At 60.2% G+C, this 18,663-nt stretch carries 14 protein-coding genes, 1 tRNA gene and 2 pseudogenes; 4 read left to right on the forward strand and 13 right to left on the reverse strand.

What is annotated here, in order from left to right; genetic code table 11:
- The first annotated feature begins 49 nt into the window (after positions 1–49).
- The 3 genes from MOP87_RS12740 to MOP87_RS12750 all read left to right on the forward strand — a co-directional run bounded on the left by MOP87_RS12740 (position 50) and on the right by MOP87_RS12750 (position 2,623).
- Positions 50–844 carry a substrate-binding domain-containing protein gene (locus MOP87_RS12740; RefSeq protein WP_242809598.1) on the forward strand — a complete coding sequence of 265 codons (795 nt, stop codon included), beginning with the start codon at positions 50–52 and terminating at the stop codon, positions 842–844.
- A gap of 98 nt (positions 845–942) precedes the next feature.
- Positions 943–1,863: a glutaminase B gene (glsB, locus tag MOP87_RS12745; RefSeq protein ID WP_023534785.1), complete on the forward strand. Its 921-nt coding sequence runs from the start codon at positions 943–945 to the stop codon at positions 1,861–1,863.
- A gap of 433 nt (positions 1,864–2,296) precedes the next feature.
- Positions 2,297–2,623 carry a hypothetical protein gene (locus MOP87_RS12750; RefSeq protein ID WP_157852852.1) on the forward strand — a complete coding sequence of 109 codons (327 nt, stop codon included), beginning with the start codon at positions 2,297–2,299 and terminating at the stop codon, positions 2,621–2,623.
- On the opposite strand, the pseudogene MOP87_RS21790 reads toward MOP87_RS12750, so the two are convergent.
- The 9 genes and pseudogenes from MOP87_RS21790 to MOP87_RS12790 form a co-directional block, all read right to left on the reverse strand.
- A pseudogene (locus tag MOP87_RS21790) lies at positions 2,596–2,682 on the reverse strand (hypothetical protein); the annotation flags it as partial. The gene MOP87_RS12750 and the pseudogene MOP87_RS21790 sit on opposite strands and share 28 nt — an antisense overlap.
- Before the next feature lie 360 nt (positions 2,683–3,042).
- Positions 3,043–3,118: transfer RNA gene (locus tag MOP87_RS12755), tRNA-Gly, on the reverse strand.
- 64 nt (positions 3,119–3,182) lie between these two features.
- Positions 3,183–3,743, reverse strand: a complete 561-nt coding sequence (gene pgsA / locus MOP87_RS12760) for a CDP-diacylglycerol--glycerol-3-phosphate 3-phosphatidyltransferase (RefSeq protein ID WP_023534788.1) — start codon at positions 3,741–3,743, stop codon at positions 3,183–3,185.
- 33 nt (positions 3,744–3,776) lie between these two features.
- Positions 3,777–5,600 (reverse strand): excinuclease ABC subunit UvrC, encoded by a 1,824-nt coding sequence (gene uvrC, locus MOP87_RS12765; protein WP_027916238.1) that lies wholly within the window; start codon positions 5,598–5,600, stop codon positions 3,777–3,779.
- A 5-nt stretch (positions 5,601–5,605) separates the two neighbouring features.
- Positions 5,606–6,244, reverse strand: coding sequence for a UvrY/SirA/GacA family response regulator transcription factor (gene uvrY, locus MOP87_RS12770; RefSeq protein WP_027916239.1), 639 nt, complete (start codon positions 6,242–6,244; stop codon positions 5,606–5,608).
- A 135-nt stretch (positions 6,245–6,379) separates the two neighbouring features.
- A pseudogene (locus MOP87_RS12775) lies at positions 6,380–6,649 on the reverse strand (transcriptional regulator); the annotation flags it as partial.
- A gap of 157 nt (positions 6,650–6,806) precedes the next feature.
- Positions 6,807–7,250 (reverse strand): GNAT family N-acetyltransferase, encoded by a 444-nt coding sequence (locus MOP87_RS12780; RefSeq protein ID WP_027916240.1) that lies wholly within the window; start codon positions 7,248–7,250, stop codon positions 6,807–6,809.
- A gap of 37 nt (positions 7,251–7,287) precedes the next feature.
- Positions 7,288–7,785 carry a thioesterase gene (locus tag MOP87_RS12785; protein ID WP_088523593.1) on the reverse strand — a complete coding sequence of 166 codons (498 nt, stop codon included), beginning with the start codon at positions 7,783–7,785 and terminating at the stop codon, positions 7,288–7,290.
- Between the two features lie 57 nt (positions 7,786–7,842).
- Positions 7,843–9,225, reverse strand: a complete 1,383-nt coding sequence (locus tag MOP87_RS12790; RefSeq protein WP_242809600.1) for an amino acid permease — start codon at positions 9,223–9,225, stop codon at positions 7,843–7,845.
- 333 nt (positions 9,226–9,558) lie between these two features.
- Between MOP87_RS12790 and MOP87_RS12795 the strand changes: the two genes are divergently transcribed.
- Entirely contained in the window at positions 9,559–10,809 is a 1,251-nt protein-coding gene (locus MOP87_RS12795; protein ID WP_088523595.1) for an aspartate aminotransferase family protein, read from the forward strand.
- Positions 10,810–10,944: 135 nt separating this feature from the next.
- Here MOP87_RS12795 and MOP87_RS12800 read toward each other — a convergent pair whose 3' ends face one another.
- The 4 genes from MOP87_RS12800 to MOP87_RS12815 form a co-directional block, all read right to left on the reverse strand.
- A complete protein-coding gene (locus tag MOP87_RS12800; RefSeq protein ID WP_242809601.1) occupies positions 10,945–11,802 on the reverse strand; it encodes an Ig-like domain-containing protein in 858 nt (285 codons plus the stop codon).
- Between the two features lie 62 nt (positions 11,803–11,864).
- Complete coding sequence (locus MOP87_RS12805) at positions 11,865–15,755, reverse strand: hypothetical protein (RefSeq protein ID WP_236166039.1); 3,891 nt, start codon at positions 15,753–15,755, stop codon at positions 11,865–11,867.
- A gap of 106 nt (positions 15,756–15,861) precedes the next feature.
- On the reverse strand, positions 15,862–17,163 hold the full coding sequence (locus MOP87_RS12810; protein WP_088523598.1) for a hypothetical protein: 1,302 nt from the start codon (positions 17,161–17,163) through the stop codon (positions 15,862–15,864).
- Positions 17,164–17,276: 113 nt separating this feature from the next.
- Positions 17,277–18,584, reverse strand: a complete 1,308-nt coding sequence (locus MOP87_RS12815; RefSeq protein ID WP_088523599.1) for a DUF2599 domain-containing protein — start codon at positions 18,582–18,584, stop codon at positions 17,277–17,279.
- Positions 18,585–18,663: the final 79 nt, after the last annotated feature.

Raw genomic sequence — 18,663 nt, forward strand, 5'->3', positions numbered from 1 at the left:
CGCCGGGCCAGGCTGCCAATAAGCTGCCCGTTTTATCTGGAGTATCTCCATGCTGAAAACGCTGTCCTGCACGGCACTGCTGGTCGCCACCTTTGCCTGCTCTGCCGCAGAACCCACCCATGACCAGGCCACCACGCTGACCGTGCTCAGCTCCGGCGGCATCATGGGTGCCATCCGCGGCGTTGCACCTGCCTATGAACACACCTACGGGGTAAAGCTGAACGTGCTTGCCGCGCCATCGATGGGCCAGACCCCGCAAGCCATCCCGAACCGGCTGAAACGTGGCGAGCCGGCCGATGTGGTGCTGATGGTGGGCTCGGCGTTGGACATTCTGGTTGCCGACGGCAAGGCCGACCAGGCAAGCCGCATCGACCTGGGCAAGTCGTTCATCGCCATGGCCGTGCGCAAAGGCGAGCCCAAGCCGGCTATCGGCACGATGGGCGAGTTGCGTCAGGTGTTGCTGGATAGCCCTTCGGTCGCCTACTCCGACAGTGCCAGCGGGGTCTACCTGTCAAAGACCCTGTTCCCTAGCATGAACCTGGGCGAAGGCTTCGCCCACAAAGCCCATATGATCCCTGCCGAACCCGTCGGCAAGGTGGTCGCACGCGGTGAGGCAGCCATCGGGTTCCAGCAGCTGAGCGAGCTCAAGCCGGTGCCCGGCATCGACATCGTGGGGCTGATCCCGGCCGAGGGGCAAAAGATGACGATGTATTCGGGTGCGGTGGTTGCCAACAGCCAGCACCGGGCGGCGGCCCAGGCGCTGCTTGATTACATGGCCTCTGCCCAGGCGGACGCCGCTATCGAGAAAAGCGGCCTGACCCCACTGCCGCACTCGGCTCACTAAGCTTCGACGCTCGGCCAGGGCATGTGGGTAGAAGGCGTGCCCTGACGGCGTGCCGCAGCGTCTGAGACCCATCCTTCCTCCTTCCCAAGGCCGTCGCGATGCAAGACATGCTGCAAGAGATTCTCGACCAGGTGCGCCCACTGCTAAGCCAGGGTCAGGTCGCGCAATACATCCCCGCCCTGGCCCAGGTCGACCCTAACCAGCTTGGCATCGCAGTGCAGGGCCTTGATGGCCAGTTGCACTGCGCAGGCGATGCCTACACGCCCTTCTCTATTCAGAGCATTTCCAAGGTGTTCAGCCTGGTCCAGGCGATCAACCATAGCGGCGAAGACATCTGGTCGCGCTTGGGCTACGAGCCCTCGGGCCAGGCCTTCAACTCGCTGGTGCAGCTGGAGGTGGAAAAGGGTCGTCCGCGCAACCCGTTCATCAATGCCGGCGCACTGGTCATCTGCGACATCAACCAGTCACGCTTCGCCACCCCTGCCCTGTCGATGCGCGACTTCGTTCGCCGCCTGGCTGGCAACCCGCGCATCGTCAGCGACACGGTGGTGGCCGAGTCCGAATACCAGCACCGCGCGCGCAATGCCGCGATGGCCTGGCTGATGACTGCGTTTGGCAACTTTCATAACGACGTGGACGCGGTGCTGAGCAGCTACTTCCATCACTGCGCGCTGTCGATGAACTGCGTCGATGTGGCCCGGGGCTTTGCGTTTCTGGCCAACAGCGGCTATTGCCCGCACAGCGGTGAACACGTGCTCAGCGCACGTCAGGCCCAGCAGGTGAACGCGATCATGGCCACCAGCGGCCTGTACGACGAAGCCGGCAATTTCGCCTATCGCGTGGGCCTGCCGGGCAAGAGTGGCGTGGGCGGTGGCATCGTGGCAGTGGTCCCCGGGCGGTACAGCATCTGCGTCTGGTCGCCAGCGCTCAACGCTTCTGGCAATTCACTGGCAGGTATCCGTGCGTTGGAATTGCTGAGTGAGCGCATCACGGGGTCGGTTTTTTCGGCGGTGCCTTGAGGGTCGTATTTCTGTGGCGGCCGTAATCTACTGCAGCAACTGCCGAACAACGTCCTTCGCCTGCCTGGACAGTGGCACGGAGTAAGGCGCAGTTTGTTGGTTACGACGGCCTTCCTTGCGCATTTCAAGCTGCAACTGTTTGACCACTTCGGGCGGAATCGTCCATAGGCCCCCGCCGCAGGTCGAACTGATCCGGGGTGGCCAGACGCAGCTCGCTGGTGCGCACGCCCGTCAGTGACAGCAGGCGCAAGCCTAGACGGATCTGCAATGCACCACCGTACCCCCGACAGCCTCAAACAGTCCAGGAAGCTCTGACACCCGCAGCAAGGGGTTGTGGACCACAGCCGGCTTAGGCGCGACCAGCACATCGAGATCCGGCGCAGGGTTCTGCTCCAGCCCTGGTGCTTTGACCGAAGCGAAGCGAAACAGCTGCTTGAACCACATCCGGACCTTCGGCCACGGTGTAAGCTCCACGCCGCTCGATCTTGGCCAGCACTTCCAGCAGGTCATGCCGCTTGACCGCAAAGATGGAAAATTTGCCCACTACAGGCAACACGTAGTTATCAAAGATGCGCTGGATCTGCTACAGCGTGCTCTGCAGGCCCTTCTTGAGCACACCACTGCGGTGCTTGAATCACAAGCCGTACATCGCCTGGAAGGTGTTTTGCTCTGCGAGGTTGTGGGTGTGGCGCTGGTGGGGCCGGTGCATACAGGGATTGGGATCTGGGGCGATCAGCCGCCACGCTTCGTCGCGCAGTGAGCGTGCCTGCCCAGGCCGACTTCGGGGTAGGTACCGAGGGGCATGCGTTTTTGCTTGCCAGCCCATGAATAGCGAAAGTGCCAAGATTTACCGCCAGCCCGCTCACGCCAAGTGACAGGCCGTCGCTATTTCCGAGGGTGTAGTCCTTGCCGGTGGAATTGGCTTGGCGAAAGGTTGCATCTCAAAGTGCGATGTACGAGCTCCTGAACATGAAATTCAGGGCTAGATGCTCGTGACGCTCGACGCTCCTCTCCAGCACAAACCGCCACAGTGAGAGTCCGAATTTCATGGACTAATTTGTGGACTAAAAAAGTCCGGATGCCCATGGATCGGCGCGGCTTTGACTGAAACGAAAAAAGACGCCTAAGCGTCTTTTTCAATGACTTACAGACTTCCATGGAACTCTGTAGATCGATATTTGGAGCGGGAAACGAGACTCGAACTCGCGACCCCGACCTTGGCAAGGTCGTGCTCTACCAACTGAGCTATTCCCGCGTCGTGATGGGTGCCATTTTAGCGATATCCAAAACCGCGTCAACCCCTTGATTCAAAAAAACTTTTATTTCTGCTCCGAGCCTTCGCGCAGGTGCGGCCAGGCGGCCACCAGGTAGTGCACCATCGACCAGAGGGTCAAACCCGCTGCCACTAACAATAACCCGTAACCCAGAATGACCCAGAAAGTCACCGCTGGCGGATTGCCCAGCAGGATCACCAACGCCAGCATCTGTGCAGCCGTCTTCCACTTGCCCAGGTTGGACACGGCCACATGGGCCCGCGCGCCCAGCTCGGCCATCCACTCGCGCAGCGCCGACACCACGATCTCGCGACCGATGATGACTGCAGCGGGCAATGTGAGCCAGAAGTTGGCGTGGGTTTGCACCAGCAGTACCAGCGCAACGGCGACCATCAGCTTGTCGGCCACCGGGTCCAGGAACGCACCGAACGGGGTGCTCTGCTGCAACCGACGCGCCAGGTAACCATCCAGCCAGTCGGTGGCGGCGGCGACGGCGAATACGCTGCTGGCGGCCATGTAGCTCCAGTGGAACGGCATGTAGAACAGCAGGATGAAAATCGGGATGAGCAGAACGCGTAGAACGGTGAGCAGGTTTGGAATATTCATCGGTACGACTGGCTGCGGGTTGAACCCGGCATTCTACTCGCTATGCAGGCTGGCATAAATCGACTCGGCAAGCTTTTTACTGATGCCCGGTGCCTTGGCAATCTCGTCGACACTGGCGCGGTTGAGCTCTTGCAGGCCGCCGAAATGTTTCAGCAAGTCGCGCCGGCGCTTGGGCCCGACGCCTGCCACATCCTCCAGGCTCGACACTCGCCGGGCCTTGCCGCGACGAGCACGGTGACCGGTGATCGCGAAGCGGTGAGCCTCGTCGCGGATCTGTTGGATCAAGTGCAGCGCCGGCGAATCGCCCTTGAGGGTGAATTCGTTGTGCACATCGTTCAGGTAAAGGGTTTCGAAGCCGGCCTTGCGCGTAACGCCTTTGGCCACGCCAAGCAGGGTCAGCTCACTGAAACCCAGCTCCTGCATCACATCGCGCGCCATGTTCAACTGGCCCTTGCCCCCGTCCACCAGCAGTACGTCCGGCAGCTTGCCTTCGCCATCACGGATGCGCCCGTAACGACGGGTCAGGGCCTGGTGCATGGCGGCGTAGTCGTCGCCGGCAGTCACGCCTTCGATATTGAAGCGCCGGTAGTCCGACTTGATCGGCCCCTCCGGCCCGAACACCACGCAGCTGGCGACCGTGGCCTCGCCACTGGAATGGCTTATGTCGTAGCACTCCAAGCGCTGCGGCACTTCGTCCAGGTCCAGCACTTGAGCCAGTGCGTCGAAGCGTGCGGCCATGTGTTGGCGGTTGGCCAGGCGTGCGTTGAGCGCCTGCTCGGCATTGGTCACTGCCAACTGCTGCCAGCGCGCGCGGGTGCCACGCACTCGGTGACTGATGGTCAGCTCACGGCCGCGCAGGGCGTTGAGGGCTTCGGTGATGGCCTCGAAGTCCTCGTGCACCACGTTGACGATCAGCTCCCCCGGCAACTCACGCTCCGGGTTGCCGACGTAGTACTGCGAAACGAAAGCCGCCATCACCTCGGAGACGTCTTCCTCGATACCCACCTGCGGGAAGAAGTTCTTGCTCCCCAGCACACGCCCACCACGGACGCTGATCATGTGGACGCAAGCGCCACCAGGGTTGACGAACGCGGCGATGACGTCGACCTCGCCGCTGCCCCCTTCGATGTATTGCTGGTCCTGTACGCGGCGCAGCAGGCCAATCTGGTCGCGCAGTTCGGCCGCCTTTTCGAAATTGAGGTCCATGGCGGCCTTTTCCATCTCGGCATTGAGCTCGTTGCCCAACTGCTGGCTGCGCCCTTCCAGGAACATCACCGAGTGGCGCACGTCTTCGGCATATTCCTCGGCGCTGACCAGGCCGGTACAGGGCCCCTTGCAGCGCTTGATCTGGTATTGCAGGCACGGGCGGGTGCGGTTGGCGTAGTAGCTGTCCTCACATTGCCGTACCAGAAAGGTCTTCTGCAGCACGCTCAGGCTCTCGCGGATGGCCCCGGCACTTGGGTAAGGGCCGAAGTAGCGCCCCTTGGCTTTCTTCGCGCCCCGATGAATGCCAAGCCGTGGAAACTGACCGTCGGAGAGGAATACATAAGGGTAGGACTTGTCGTCACGCAGCAGGATGTTGTACGGCGGGCGCCACTCCTTGATCAGGTTCTGCTCCAGCAACAGCGCCTCGGTTTCGTTGGCGGTGATGGTGGTTTCCACCTGAGCGATGCGGCTGACCAGCGCAGCGGTCTTGGGCGCCAGCCCGGACTTGCGAAAATAGCTGGCAAGGCGCTTCTTGAGGTTCTTGGCCTTGCCCACGTAGAGCAGCCGCGCATCGGCATCGAACATTCGGTACACACCCGGGCGACCACTGCAGGTCGCCAGGAATGCGCTGGCATCAAAGACTTCAGACATGAGGTTTACAGGCTTGCGTCAACCATACCGTGGCGAACGGCCAGCAATGTCAGTTCGACGTCACTGGTGACCGAGAGTTTTTCAAAGATCCGGTACCGGTAGGTATTGACGGTCTTGGGTGAGAGGCACAACTTGTCGGAAATGATCTGCACTTTCTGGCAGCCGACGATCATCAGGGCAATCTGGATTTCACGCTCGGACAACGCATCGAACGGCGAGCCCTGTGGCTGGAACGATTTGAGCGCCAACTGCTGGGCGATCTGCGGGCTAATGTAACGTTGGCCGGCGAATGCCAGGCGAATGGCCTGAACCATCTCATCGAGCCCTGCCCCCTTGGTCAGGTAGCCGGCCGCGCCTGCTTGTAGCAGGCGCGTGGGGAACGGGTCTTCTTCACACACGGTCACTGCCACCACCTTTATGTCAGGGTGACTGCGCAGCAACTTGCGTGTGGCCTCAAGGCCGCCGATGCCAGGCATCTTGACGTCCATCAGTACAACGTCTGGCTTGAGCTCGCGCGCAAGCTTGAGCGCCGATTCGCCAGAGTCCCCTTCACCTACCACCTGCAAGCCGTCGATGTCGGCCAGCATGCGCGTAATACCGGTTCGTACCAGATCGTGGTCGTCGACCACTAGGACCCTAATCAAGCACACACCTCTTCAGCAGGGCGATTGGATGCCGCCACCTTAACAAAATTTTTCACAACCGGCCTAGCGCATTGCTTTCGTCAGAAACGGCTGACGACCGGCGTCCGAACTTATACGCCCCGGATGCTCATGCCTGTCGTCGGACAGACGTTTCAACAGGTGATAAATCGCCGCCCTGTCGGCTTCAGCGACGCGCCGAAGCGCGTTGAGCACGTCCGACTCCTGCGCACTAAGCCCGTGCAAGGGTACAGGGGTACGCACCCCGTTAAGCACATACAGCGCATCAACCCCCCTGGCCGCTACGGCGGCCAGGTAATCGACACGTGGCGTGCGCTCCCCACTCTCGTACTTGCCCTGCGCGTTGGGTTCCACCCCGCCGATATCGCCGAATACACGCTGGGTCATGCCCAGCCGTTCACGTTATTCCCGCAGCCGGGGGCCGATTCCATTCATCCGGGCGTCTCCTTGTCCCTGGGTATCTCCGAGCAGCGCCACGTCCGCACTTACCTCCGCGTCGCTCACACAGGGCACTATGCCGCTGCCAGCCGGTTGGGACAAGGCATCATTGTCCTGAGCAATCGATCGTGCGCTGCATGCGCACAAAACAGTCATCCTCACCCATTTCGACGAAGCCTCGTCGCTGGTAAAGCCTGCGCGCCGGATTGGTGCGAAACACCATCAGCCTGAGCAACGCCAGGCGCCGTTGGGCTGCCCAATGCGCGAGCGTTTCGAGCACCCAGCTACCAACGCCCTGCCCTTGGTGGGCGGGAAGCAAATGCAACTCACGGATGAACAGCGCCTGGCTATCCTGGCTGAGGCTGCAGAAACCCAACACGGCGTCGGTATCGGTCACCAGCCACTGCTCGCGCCATTGCCAGGCCTGATCGAACGCCTGCTCCACCCAGAGCAGGTCGTAGCGGTGGTAATACGGCAGCATGAGACGGCGCGTCAGGTCGCGGGCGAACGCAAGGTCACTGTCAGTGGCAGGGGTCAGTTGCAGCATCACGCGTTCTCCCGCTCAGGCAGGCTTGGCCGTAAGGAACTCACGCCCTTGCATGGGCCTGGCGCTGCAACTTATCGGTATCGACACGGACGAACACCGAATCGGCCCTGACAGTGAGCACCCCATCGGCCCACACCTCGCAGATCACCCGGCTTTTGCGTGCTACTTCCCCCTCAACCCGAGCCTTGAGCAGCAGCTCAACCCCCATAGCGGTTGGTTTGAGGTACTCAAGCCCCAGGCGGCCAGTGACGCAGTCGATACGCGGTAAGCTGCCAGGCGCCCGGCCTTCGTTTCGATAGTGGTAGGCCATGGCCGTCCAATTGGAGTGGCAGTCCACCAGCATCGCGAGCAATCCGCCGTAGACCAGCCCCGGCCAGCCGGTAAAGGTAGCGTCGGGGGTGTGCCGGCAGATCAGATGAATGCCGTCTTCGGCCCAATGGCTTTGTACATGCAGCCCGCCCGGATGGGCGCTGCCACAGCCATAGCAAATGCCATCCGGGGCAGCCACTGCCTGCAGGCTCAAGGCTTGATCGTTCATACGCTTCCTGTGCTTGTTGTAATGAGGGCGCGCTACGCCCTCATTAAAGCAGAGAGGTCACGCGGTTTGCAGGCTCGCCTTGCCGGGGCGCCTGGCCAGCGCTACCACAAGGATGAACGTCGTGACCCCGGCTGTCATCAATGTTTCGTATCGGTAGGCATCGCTGACCAACATGTATCCCAGCACCAGGACAATGGTGGCGATCACCAGCCAGGTCAGCCATGGGAACAACCACATCTTGAGCTCCAGCGCGCGCCCTTCCCGCTCTGCGCGGGCGCGCATGCGCAATTGCGACACGGCGATGACCAGATACACCAGCAGCGCAATGGCACCGGTGGTGGACAGCAGAAAGCCGAACACCTTGCCTGGGAACACGTAGTTGACCAGACACCCGGCAAACCCTGCCAACGTCGAGAGGATCACCGCGACCGTGGGCACGCCGGAGCCTGAGATACGCCGGGTCATGGGCAGGGCCTGCCCGCGAGCACCCAGCGAATACAGCATGCGCGAGGCGGTATACAGCCCCGAGTTCATGCAACTGGTCACGGCTACCAACACCACCAAGTCCACCAGCAGCTTGGCACCAGGCACGTTCAGCACTTCAAGTACGCGTTGGAACGAGCCGACTGCCTTGAGCCCTGGATCATTCCAGGCCACCAGCGAAACCACCAGAAAGATCGAAGCCAGATAGAAGATCGCGATGCGATACACCACCAGGTTGGTGGCACGCCGGATCTTGTCCTTGGGGTTGGCCGTCTCGTCGGCAGCGATGGTGACGATCTCCGCGCCAAAGAACGAAAAAATGGTGATCAGCACGCCGCCCAGAACGGTGCCAAAGCCATTGGGCATGAAGCCCCCAGCATCCCAGAGTCGGCTGACCCCGGACACCTCGGCCAAGGGCCAGAACCCACTCACCGCCAAGGTACACACGACGATGAAGGCAACGATGGCCACGACCTTGATCAACGCGAACCAGTATTCGAACGCGCCGAAGTTCTTGACACTGATCAGGTTGGTGCCCGATAGCACGAGCATGATCAGGAAGGCGAACAGCCAGGACGGCACCCCGGGAAAGTAGGCATGCAGAATATCAGCGCCGGCAATGGCTTCGACCGGAATGATCAACACCCAGAACCACCAGTACAGCCAGCCGATGGTAAAGCCTGCCCACGGGCCAATGGCTTGCGAGGCGTAGGTGGAGAACGAGCCGCTGTTAGGGTTGGCAATGGCCATCTCGCCCAGCATGCGCATCACCAGCAACACCAGCAGCCCGGTCATGGCATAGGAAATGAGAATGGCCGGGCCTGCCGTGGCGATGGCGTTGGACGAGCCAATGAACAGCCCGGCGCCAATGATGCCGGCAATGGAAATCATCGATACCTGGCGCGAAGTCAGGCCATGTTGCAAGGAACGCTGTTTCTTGTTGTTCGAGGAAGCCATGTTGAACCCTCTGACTGGATCGCACGGTCATTTTTTGATCCGAGTCAGTATTGGGGCTTGGCCGGGGCGTCACAAACGACGTTTTATCACTACGTGATTCCCTCAAGGAATGATCACGTGCTCTTACACATAGGAACACGTTCTCTAAACTGGCCTGCAGGCCTATGTCGTGAAGGTCAGTTCATAAGGCTCCGAGTTCATCGCTCGCAGAGCGTTGATGACTGACTCGAATACATCAAGAATCAAAGGAATGAAAGCAATCCAATAATTCGTTTGCACCCCCTGATGACACGCGCTTGGATTGGCAGTACATCGCCCATAGGTCCCTGCCCCATGAACCACGACTGCATCAGCCAATCCATCGCCATCGTTCATCCCATCACCCTTTCACATGGCCGCAACGCCGAGGTGTGGGACGAGCAAGGTAAACGCTACATCGATTTCGTAGGCGGCATCGGCGTGCTGAACCTGGGCCATTGCAATCCCGCGGTCGTTCAGGCCATACAGGCTCAGGCCAGCCGCCTGACTCACTACGCCTTCAATGCAGCGCCGCATGCCCCTTACCTTGAGCTGATGGCGCAACTGAGCCAATTCATCCCGGTCGATTACGCGCTGGCCGGCATGCTGACCAACAGCGGCGCGGAGGCGGCGGAAAACGCCCTGAAAGTCGCCCGCGCGGCGACCGGCAAGCGCGCCATCATCGCCTTCGACGGCGGCTTCCACGGGCGTACACTGGCCACCCTGAACCTCAACGGCAAGGTGGCCCCTTACAAGCAGCGGGTCGGCGAACTGCCGGGGCCGGTGTACCACATGCCCTACCCCAGCGCCGACAACGGGGTTACCTGCGAACAGGCCCTCAAGGCGATGGACCGCCTGTTCAGCGTCGAACTGGCAGTGGAGGACGTGGCGGCGTTCATCTTCGAGCCGGTGCAAGGCGAAGGCGGATTCCTCGCCCTTGACCCAAGCTTCGCCCAGGCCCTGCGCCGCTTCTGTGACGACCATGGCATCCTGATCATCATCGACGAGATCCAGTCCGGATTCGGCCGCACCGGCCAGCGCTTCGCCTTCCCGCGCTTGGGGCTTGAGCCCGACCTGCTGCTGTTGGCCAAAAGCATTGCCGGCGGCATGCCGCTGGGTGCGGTGGTCGGGCGCAAGGAACTGATGGCAGCGCTGCCCAAGGGCGGCCTGGGTGGCACCTATTCAGGCAACCCAATCGCCTGCGCAGCGGCCCTGGCCAGCCTGGCGCAGATGACCGACGAGAACATCGCTACCTGGGGCGAACGTCAGGAGCAGGCAATCGTGCGCCGCTTCGCACACTGGCAGGCGATGGGCCTGCCGTTCCTCGGCCGCCTGACCGGCGTCGGTGCCATGCGCGGGATCGAGTTCGTCAATGCCGACGGCAGCCCGGCACCGGCGCAGCTGGAAAAGGTGATTGAAGCGGCACGCGCCAGGGGGCTGCTGCTGATGCCCAGCGGCAAGGCGCGGCACATCATCCGCCTGTTGGCACCGCTGACCATCGAGGCCCACGTGCTCGAGGAAGGCCTGGATGTGCTCGAGAGGTGCCTGGCAGAGCTTGGCTCCTGAGAGGAAGAGGATATAGAGACTCAGCGCTTGCGGAGTAAGCCTGTCGAACTCGAAGGCAATTAAGCTGCCTTCGAGTTCGAATGGCAATTGACGACCAAACCGCAGTAGACCAGGCCGTTTACACGCCGGCTTGCCTCAGTTGATTCCCGCCGCCTGACGCAATACCCCGTCCTTGCTGGACTCGCCGGTGATCACGCCGGTGTGGGGGTGGAAAGTCCAGGCGCTGTCGGCACCGATCGTCTCACCCCAGATTGCCAGGTCCGGCAACCACTGGCCGAGCTGATCGCCGTAAACATTCTTGAACAAGATGAAGTCTGACTTGCTTGGCATGCGCATGCCAAGGGACTTACACAGCTTCTCGGCACTGCTCCGTGTCGAACTGGCGGCAAGGATTTCCAACCCGACCAGGCCGGTGACGGTCAATTGATACTGCTCTGTGCTACCTGAGGCCAGAGTAGCGGTAATGGTGGTACTACCGTTTCGCAAGACCCCGATATTACCGGCGCCGTCCACCGTCGCGACGCTTGCATCACTGCTTTTGTAGCCAGTGGCGCCGAGCAAGGGACGAGCGAACTTCATCTGTGCCGGCAACTGCTTGGGCAGCTTGATCTTGCCGTTGTGAAGGAACACTGGCAGCCGCTGGGCTGAGAAGTCCACCTCATGACTGCCGGTGAAACCATCGCTGATTCCGAACTCCAAGGCCGCGCTGGGCCCATCCTGGCCAACTGTGTAATAGACCTTGAGCTTGCCTCTGCCCTGGGCGAACAGCTGCTTTGGGAAGCGCAAGGTAATACGTTGATCGTTGTAGTTTACTGGCAGGCTCTTGCTTGCCAACTTCGTACCATCCACCTTGGCCAGAACGACGGTGAGTTCCTTGCCTGCATACATCGCATCGAGCTGGATGTCGACCGCTGCGCCTTGTGCGGGCAGGCGGTCCGGGTTGAGCCATCCGGCGATGGCGTGATCCGAGGTCGGGGTGTTGAGGTTGCTCATGAGGCGCTCCTATTGAGGGCCGTGTTGGGAGTGTCCGCCGGCCCTGCCATCGAGGTTGATAATCAGATGCGCTGGGCGCGAACCTTCTGTACCAGGTCGGCCTGGACGGACAGACTGGATCCGCCGTATCGACTGTCCCCCCAAGTCAGCACGCGGCCATCATGGGTCAACGCAGTGAAGGCATAATAGTTGGCGTAGATTGCCCTCACGTTGATCAACTGGCCGGCTAGGTCAGTTGTGTAGCCGCCATACGAGTTACTGCCCCAGCATCTGACCGAGCCATCGGCGAACAATGCGGCGAACGCTGCGCTTGTAGCACTGACTTGCATTACATCAGCGCGTTTGGCGATGTCAGCGGGCAGATTCCCCCCTTCCGCCGCGCGCCCCCACGCCACAACGTGCCCGTTACTGCGCCTGGCACAGAATGCCGAAGAGGTTGCAGTTACCTCGACAATGTCGGTCAAGCGCGCGATCTCGACGGGCACGACCCCACCGTAGGCCGCACCACCGAACGCAATGACCTTGCGCTGACTGGTCAGCAAGCAGTGAGCGGCAGCTGTATGCGCCTCGATCGACTCGATATCATCGCGCTGGGCAATGTCCGTGGGCAGGCTGCCGACATGGCTTAAATCGCCCCATACGAACACTTTCTTGCGCCCATCGGTAGTGACACGTCGGCCGATGAACGTGCGAACGCCACCTTGCACCTCGACTACATCGTCAAGAATCTGAAGGTCTGGCGGCATGACACCGCCGTAGTTCGGATGACCCCAGGCAACCATCCCCCCATTGCTGCGCAGCGCCGCGAATGCGTAGAGGGTAGCTACGATTTCATCGACGTCCCGCAGGTCGAGAATGTATTGCGGAATCTGCCCACCTGAGGCGATAACGCCCCATCCGGTCAGATACCGATCGCCAGGATTGGTGCCGTACAAGGCGACGAAGGCCTCGTAGTTGGAGCGAACCTTTAGGAAATCCCGCCGCACCACATCTTCCGGCCGCATGGTCGCACCGTAATTGGGATGACCCCAGCAGGTAATCGCGCCATTCGAACGTCGGGCCGCCATGGCCAGGTTGGTGACCGAGAGGTCGACCACATCATCCAGCGCAGGTGCAACGGCGATACTACCCCATGATTTAAGCCCGTAAGCGCCAGGCACCGGCGTATCGGTCAGCGCAGTGAAGCCCCTGTCATTACCCATCACATTAGGGACATTGAGCACAATCTGCTGCGCGCCTGTGCGCACTTCGAGCAGGCGCTCTGGCTGGGTATCGTGCCAGGTCTGCGCGGGTGTCCAAGTGGCGTCGCCCCTGTAGCGCCACTCGGCGATGATCGGGCTGGAGGTCACCCCATGTACGGCCGTCAAACGCCGCGGCGGGGTTATGGCGGCTCTGCCATCGACGTTGAAGCGCGCTCCCATGACTCGCAAAGGCCCAGCACTGACCACCTGGTTGACCGAATAGAGTTGCTCCGGCGACTGCTCCACCCGGCCATCGGCAAAGCGTTTGATTCTGTAGCTGAGTTTCAGCCCATGGTTCATGTGGGCGACGATGATCGCCGAGGCGACCGGGACGTGCAGTGCTACCCCCTGCTCACCGGCCTGCACAGTATGGGTGATGGTGTTCACCTGTCCGCCCTGGAGGCCCTCGATATCGACCAGCACCTCATCGCCGATCTCGAGCCTGGCCGCAGCCGCGATCACCACCGTGGCCTGGCCGTTGAGGTCGAATGGGTTGATATTGCCCTGCAAAGCCTCGGCGATTACCGCATCCGGCAAGGGGCCGCGCTGGACGCGGAACTTGATGAGGCCTGACCAATCCGAAGGGCGTTTATCGTCGAAACGGATGATTTCGTATTGCACATCGACTTCGCCGTTCTCGCTGGCCAGAACGTAGCGCAAGTCGATCGGCACTGTGCGCGCCGCACCCTCCTCGCCTCTGGCCACCGAATCGTGAACTTCGATAACGCTGTTGGGGTGGTCGCCATTCCAATACACCACCACCTTGTCACCAGCAGCCAGCCCGGCCGCAGACGGAATCGTCACCGTCGCAGCAAGGCTCAGGGCGCTGGGGTCGAGCACGTCCTGCTGCACCTCGTTGACCACTGGCAGAGGAAGGTCGTGCTGCGGCTGTTTACCAAGCACCAGCTCAAGGTCGAAGGATACCAGGTCGATTTGCCCAGGCCGCATGATGCGGTAGTAGACCGTCACATTCTGGGTTTGGGTCAGACCCGGATCGAGCTGCGCGCGCGGGATCTGGAACTTGATGCTGGTGCCGCCAGAGGCGGGTACATTCTGAGTGTCAAGATAGACCCCGCCGGATGAAGTACTCCATTCGATTTCAACCGTATAAGGCGCGCTGATGGTACCGGGCAGCGGCACGACCAGGTCCACACCCAGGGCGTATTCAGCCAGCGCGGGGTCGAGCACGCCGTTGGCGGGATCTGGATCGAGCGTCGGTGCAACCAAGGTTTCCAACGTTTCACCGACATCCAGCAAGGCGGATTCGGACAACACCTGCACCTTGCCCCGGGTAACTGTGTAGGACACATCCAACGTACCACCGTCGAGCGGTAGCAGCAGCTTGCTGCCATTGAGACGAAACACCGCATCCTGTCCGGCCTGGGCAGTGCTGATGCGCAACGGCGCGGGTTTCTCGAGCAGCAGCGTGGTATCTGGGCGCACACCCCGCCATGTAAGCGTCACCAGGTCGTTGGCTTGCAACTTGGCCGCGGCTGGCACGACCACTATGACGGGATCAAGATCGGCTTCTGTGTAGCCCTGACTGATACCATTGAGCTGCGGCGGCGGCAATTTGAGCGCAGCGCCTACGAACTTCACCCGCGTGCGCTTGGAATATTCAACCTTGGCGCCCCGGTAGCATTCGTAGCTGGCTATGCCCTGGCCTCCCCATAAAGGTTGCAGGTGGCGCACCGGCAGGTCGAAGATCAGGGTGCGGGTGCCACGTACCACCACCTGCGTACCAAGATCGATCTCCGACCTAACCCCCTGAGCATCCTCGCCAGTCCATAGCGCATGAATCTGATCGCCGACCTTGAACCCTCCCGCAGGTGGATCGATCTCGACACTGAGCCCCGCCGCACCTGGCGAGCCCGGCTGCAAGCGCGACACGCTCTGGAGGGTCTGCGGATCCACCACGTGCGGCGCCGGCAGGCCTTTGGCCAGATCGTTGGTGATCACCGTGTTGGGCGACCAGTCATCGGACTCGTTGCCCACCTCGTCAATGACGTAGTAGCTGATTTCCACATTGGCATCGCTGGAGCCGTCGACCACCGAATCGGGGATATCGATGGTGATCGCCTTGCCGACTTGGCGGCTGGTCACCTCATGCTCGAGCATGTGCCCCGACCAGCTCAGTTGGATGCGATCATAGCGGCGCATCTTGGCGTAGGCAGGCACCGTCACTTGCACGTTCTTGCTGTTGAGGTCGATCTTGGCATGCGACACCGTGGCTGGCGCCAGTTGATGGTCCAGATTGGGGTCTTCGCCCGGATAATTGAGCCGCACCAGCACGCTCAGTCGCACCGACTGCTCCTCGACACTGGCGCTAGGTGCAGTGACGCTGAAATAGAGTTCGGTAATGCCCGCTGGAATATCATCGGCCGGGATGTTCAATGTCAGCGGTTGGCCTTGCTGGCCGCTGCGCACTTTGTGGGTCCAGACCTGATCGTCGTCCCAGTAGACCTTGATCACATCGTCCACTTGCATGTTCGAGTAGGCCGGGATAACCACAGGCAGGCCGGCAACGCCTTCATTGATCAGGTCGCCGCTAACCCCGACGTCGGCGCCTTTGGTCTTGAGTGGGTAGACGCTTTCGGGGATATAAACATGACCGATACTGCCTGCCGGAGCACGGGTGGGGTCGAGTTTCAATAAGTAGGCGTTGAAATCATCGATATCGTTTTGCAATGCATTAGCCAGGGTCGTTGGCATTTTATCCTCCGCTGCTGAAATCAGCACATACTGAAACGCTCACGATAGATAGCTAGTATTATCAATTCAGCTTGCGCACGAGTACGCACCGTCATGTTTTCACTGATCATTCGAAGTATTGATCTTCAGGGCGATACTCTACCAATTGCCCATTGGCCGCATAGGTATCCAGCGCCAATACAGGCAGGTATCCGCCAGCGGTATCCTGATTGAATTCTCGCTGATAGCGTCTCGCAGTATCTTTGGCTGTTGCGGTGTTCCGATAATAAAATGCCTCCAACGGAAGGTCCGCCGGCACATTGTCGGGCCAAACGTTCATCACCGCTTCGTTCCAATCGTTGGCGGAACGCAGCTTTCGGACTTCCGCCGCCAACTGAAAGCCCGCCTGGTCTGCATCAAAGGCACAAGTGCCGTTCCGGCCGCCGTTATAGCGGTTATTCCACTGTGTAGCCGTAGTGATGCCTAAGCTTCGGCAGACCCCCTGATGAGAGCAAGGATTATTTCTGCGTGACGTTGCCGCATTCTGCGGATACATACAACGCAACGTGATGGGCTGAGCTGCCGGAGCGCCCGATGCTTTCAATATATAGCCCTGGGTGTAGTTTGACGATTGAACAACCTGGGTATCGGCTGCATAGAAACTGAACGAAACAGCGTTATTGAGTTTAGAGTCAGGCGTATTATTCCAAACACGAAAGTTCCCGGGGCCGGCCCCACGCACCCATACGCCATTGCAGTTGTAACGGGCACTCCCGTCCGGGCAGGCAGGCGCCGTATCCACATATCGAGCGTTGATTCGTGCTGCTACAGCGTAACCTTCGTTTAACTGCTCAGACTGAGCAAAACCGAAGACAAGGGAGTCGCTCGGCTGGTAGCGAACAAGGGGTAACCACTCCCCCGTGGCCTGATACCAGCTCAATTGGTGTCTCTGCCCGCGCCACAACGCGCCCGGTACGTCCAAGCGGTAATACAGTGCCTGGACGGCTACTTTCGCCGGAGTCTGGGCATCCCAGTTGCTCACCTCAACGGTTTCGGGCTGCGGCCGAGAGCTCACATCGTAAGCCTTGTCCTGGGCCAACGCTTCGAAACGGTTCATGAGGATGAAGCCGGTATTCTCCGTAGCCGTCGCCGCCGGCAGATCGCTGCGCAGGTAGACAAACTGCTCACTGCCTCGCTGGCTGGCTGCCGAATCATGCTCCCAGAACTTGTACGGATGGTTCTGCGGCATTGGCCTGGCCAGCACGCCGCTACAGGAGTAATCGGGTTGATTTGCAGCGCATTTTTCGGGGGTATCAGCCAGGCGCATGTTCAGCGCATCGGCAACTTCGGGACCACTCATGGCCCAGATACTGGAAGTGGACAGGCATAGCAGGGCTATACCGCAAATTTGCAGCGCTAGGCGATTCATGGGTGACTCCTGAAAAGACCGCGGCACACGTACTGCCACCACCGGTACTCTGGGCAAAGCCATGCACGGGCGGTGGCAGGGTCATTCAACCAAGGGGATATCCCGCCGGACCACTAGAGATACGGTACGGCCGGCCACACATTGCAACCCTCGGCGAGTGCTTGCTGTTGCGTGGCATCGGGGCGTATGGGCTCCATGTTGTAGACCGGCTTGTCACGTATGGCACGCCCCTGGTCGGTGCCATTCAGATGGCAGACCAGTTGCCTGCGCATGCCACCCCCGTACCGATCCCCACTCCAACGCGGGTCATCGCCATATTTTCTCAGCAACTCGGCATACATCGCTTCGGTCTCGTTCGCAGCGATGCGCCGGCCGTGCGCCGTAGGCGTGACCGCCAAAGACCATACGTCTTTCCCTAAGTGCGGGTCGTCACGCTGGATCCACTCAGCGCTTTGAATATAGGGCTTATTGGAGCTTGCCTGAATGCGACGCGGCAGGTCTCGATGTTGCGCATCGGCCTCACAGGAGAAGCGCGCCGCACTGTTGGCGGACTGCGGAAAGTCGAACCTCACCACCGGGACCCATGACCCGGTGTGCTGATAATAATCAAACTGGTTCTTCATGGCTTGCTTGCGACCGGCATCAAGACTATAGAAAAAGGCCGCCACCGGAACTTTATCCTTATCCCAAGTCGCCACGCGCAACTCCGTTTGAGTCTCCAACGCATCAGACGTATTGGCGATCGCCTGGCGGGCACTGATAAAGTCCTTGAACGCCTCAGTGCGTTGCGCACGGCCAAGGCTTCTTTTCAAACTGAAACCACATAGTCTTTGGTGGCGGTTGGTGCCAGCGAATGCCTGCAAACCGTTATAATGACCGACCCATCCTGTTGCGTCGGTAATCCCGAGTGCCTGACAACTGTTCTCCACTTCAGCGGTGTTGGCATTATCCAAACAGCCACGTTCTTGGCGGAAGTCGGTCCAGGCGTCGAGTGGAAACGCACAGACGACGTTCAGCTTTTTATCAGCATCGTTCACGAACTGACGAGGCGTGATGATGTAGCCGTTGTTCGCCGCCATGCCAGGATCTCGATAAGCGATTTGGTCGGCACGCATCCAGGAGACCGAAACGCCACCCGAAGCTACCGACGCCGGGCTAGGGTTCCAGACATAATATTTAAGAGGGTCGTTCGGTGTGGGGATCTTTTCCGGATTGCCAACTTTTTCATCCCAACGATGCGTGGCCCTTAACATCACCCCACTGCAGTCGACGGCCGGATCCAAGCCACAATCGGAACGCGTATCGGAATACCAACTTTCAATCTGCTTGACGACACCTTCACACGTGGCGGCGTCTGCTATCCCAGTAAAAGTCGACAGTGGAATCAAAACACAGGCGACTCTCGCCTTCATCCTGATCATCGCGGCATCCTCTTGTCGGATATATTTCCGACTTCGATGCTAAGGATGCCCACGGGTAGCAACAACTAGCAGAAATACT

Source organism: Pseudomonas sp. I3-I5 (assembly GCF_022699445.1).
Lineage (GTDB): Bacteria > Pseudomonadota > Gammaproteobacteria > Pseudomonadales > Pseudomonadaceae > Aquipseudomonas > Aquipseudomonas fulva.

Excerpts from the sequence above, each read along its gene's own strand:
- MOP87_RS12800 (WP_242809601.1), bottom strand. The coding sequence starts at position 11,802 with ATGAGCAACCTCAACACCCCGACCTCGGATCACGCCATCGCCGGATGG.
- uvrC (WP_027916238.1), bottom strand. The coding sequence starts at position 5,600 with ATGTCTGAAGTCTTTGATGCCAGCGCATTCCTGGCGACCTGCAGTGGT.
- MOP87_RS12810 (WP_088523598.1), bottom strand. The coding sequence starts at position 17,163 with ATGAATCGCCTAGCGCTGCAAATTTGCGGTATAGCCCTGCTATGCCTG.
- MOP87_RS12795 (WP_088523595.1), top strand. The coding sequence starts at position 9,559 with ATGAACCACGACTGCATCAGCCAATCCATCGCCATCGTTCATCCCATC.
- MOP87_RS12805 (WP_236166039.1), bottom strand. The coding sequence starts at position 15,755 with ATGCCAACGACCCTGGCTAATGCATTGCAAAACGATATCGATGATTTC.
- MOP87_RS12785 (WP_088523593.1), bottom strand. The coding sequence starts at position 7,785 with ATGAACGATCAAGCCTTGAGCCTGCAGGCAGTGGCTGCCCCGGATGGC.
- pgsA (WP_023534788.1), bottom strand. The coding sequence starts at position 3,743 with ATGAATATTCCAAACCTGCTCACCGTTCTACGCGTTCTGCTCATCCCG.
- MOP87_RS12740 (WP_242809598.1), top strand. The coding sequence starts at position 50 with ATGCTGAAAACGCTGTCCTGCACGGCACTGCTGGTCGCCACCTTTGCC.
- MOP87_RS12790 (WP_242809600.1), bottom strand. The coding sequence starts at position 9,225 with ATGGCTTCCTCGAACAACAAGAAACAGCGTTCCTTGCAACATGGCCTG.
- MOP87_RS12815 (WP_088523599.1), bottom strand. The coding sequence starts at position 18,584 with ATGATCAGGATGAAGGCGAGAGTCGCCTGTGTTTTGATTCCACTGTCG.
- glsB (WP_023534785.1), top strand. The coding sequence starts at position 943 with ATGCAAGACATGCTGCAAGAGATTCTCGACCAGGTGCGCCCACTGCTA.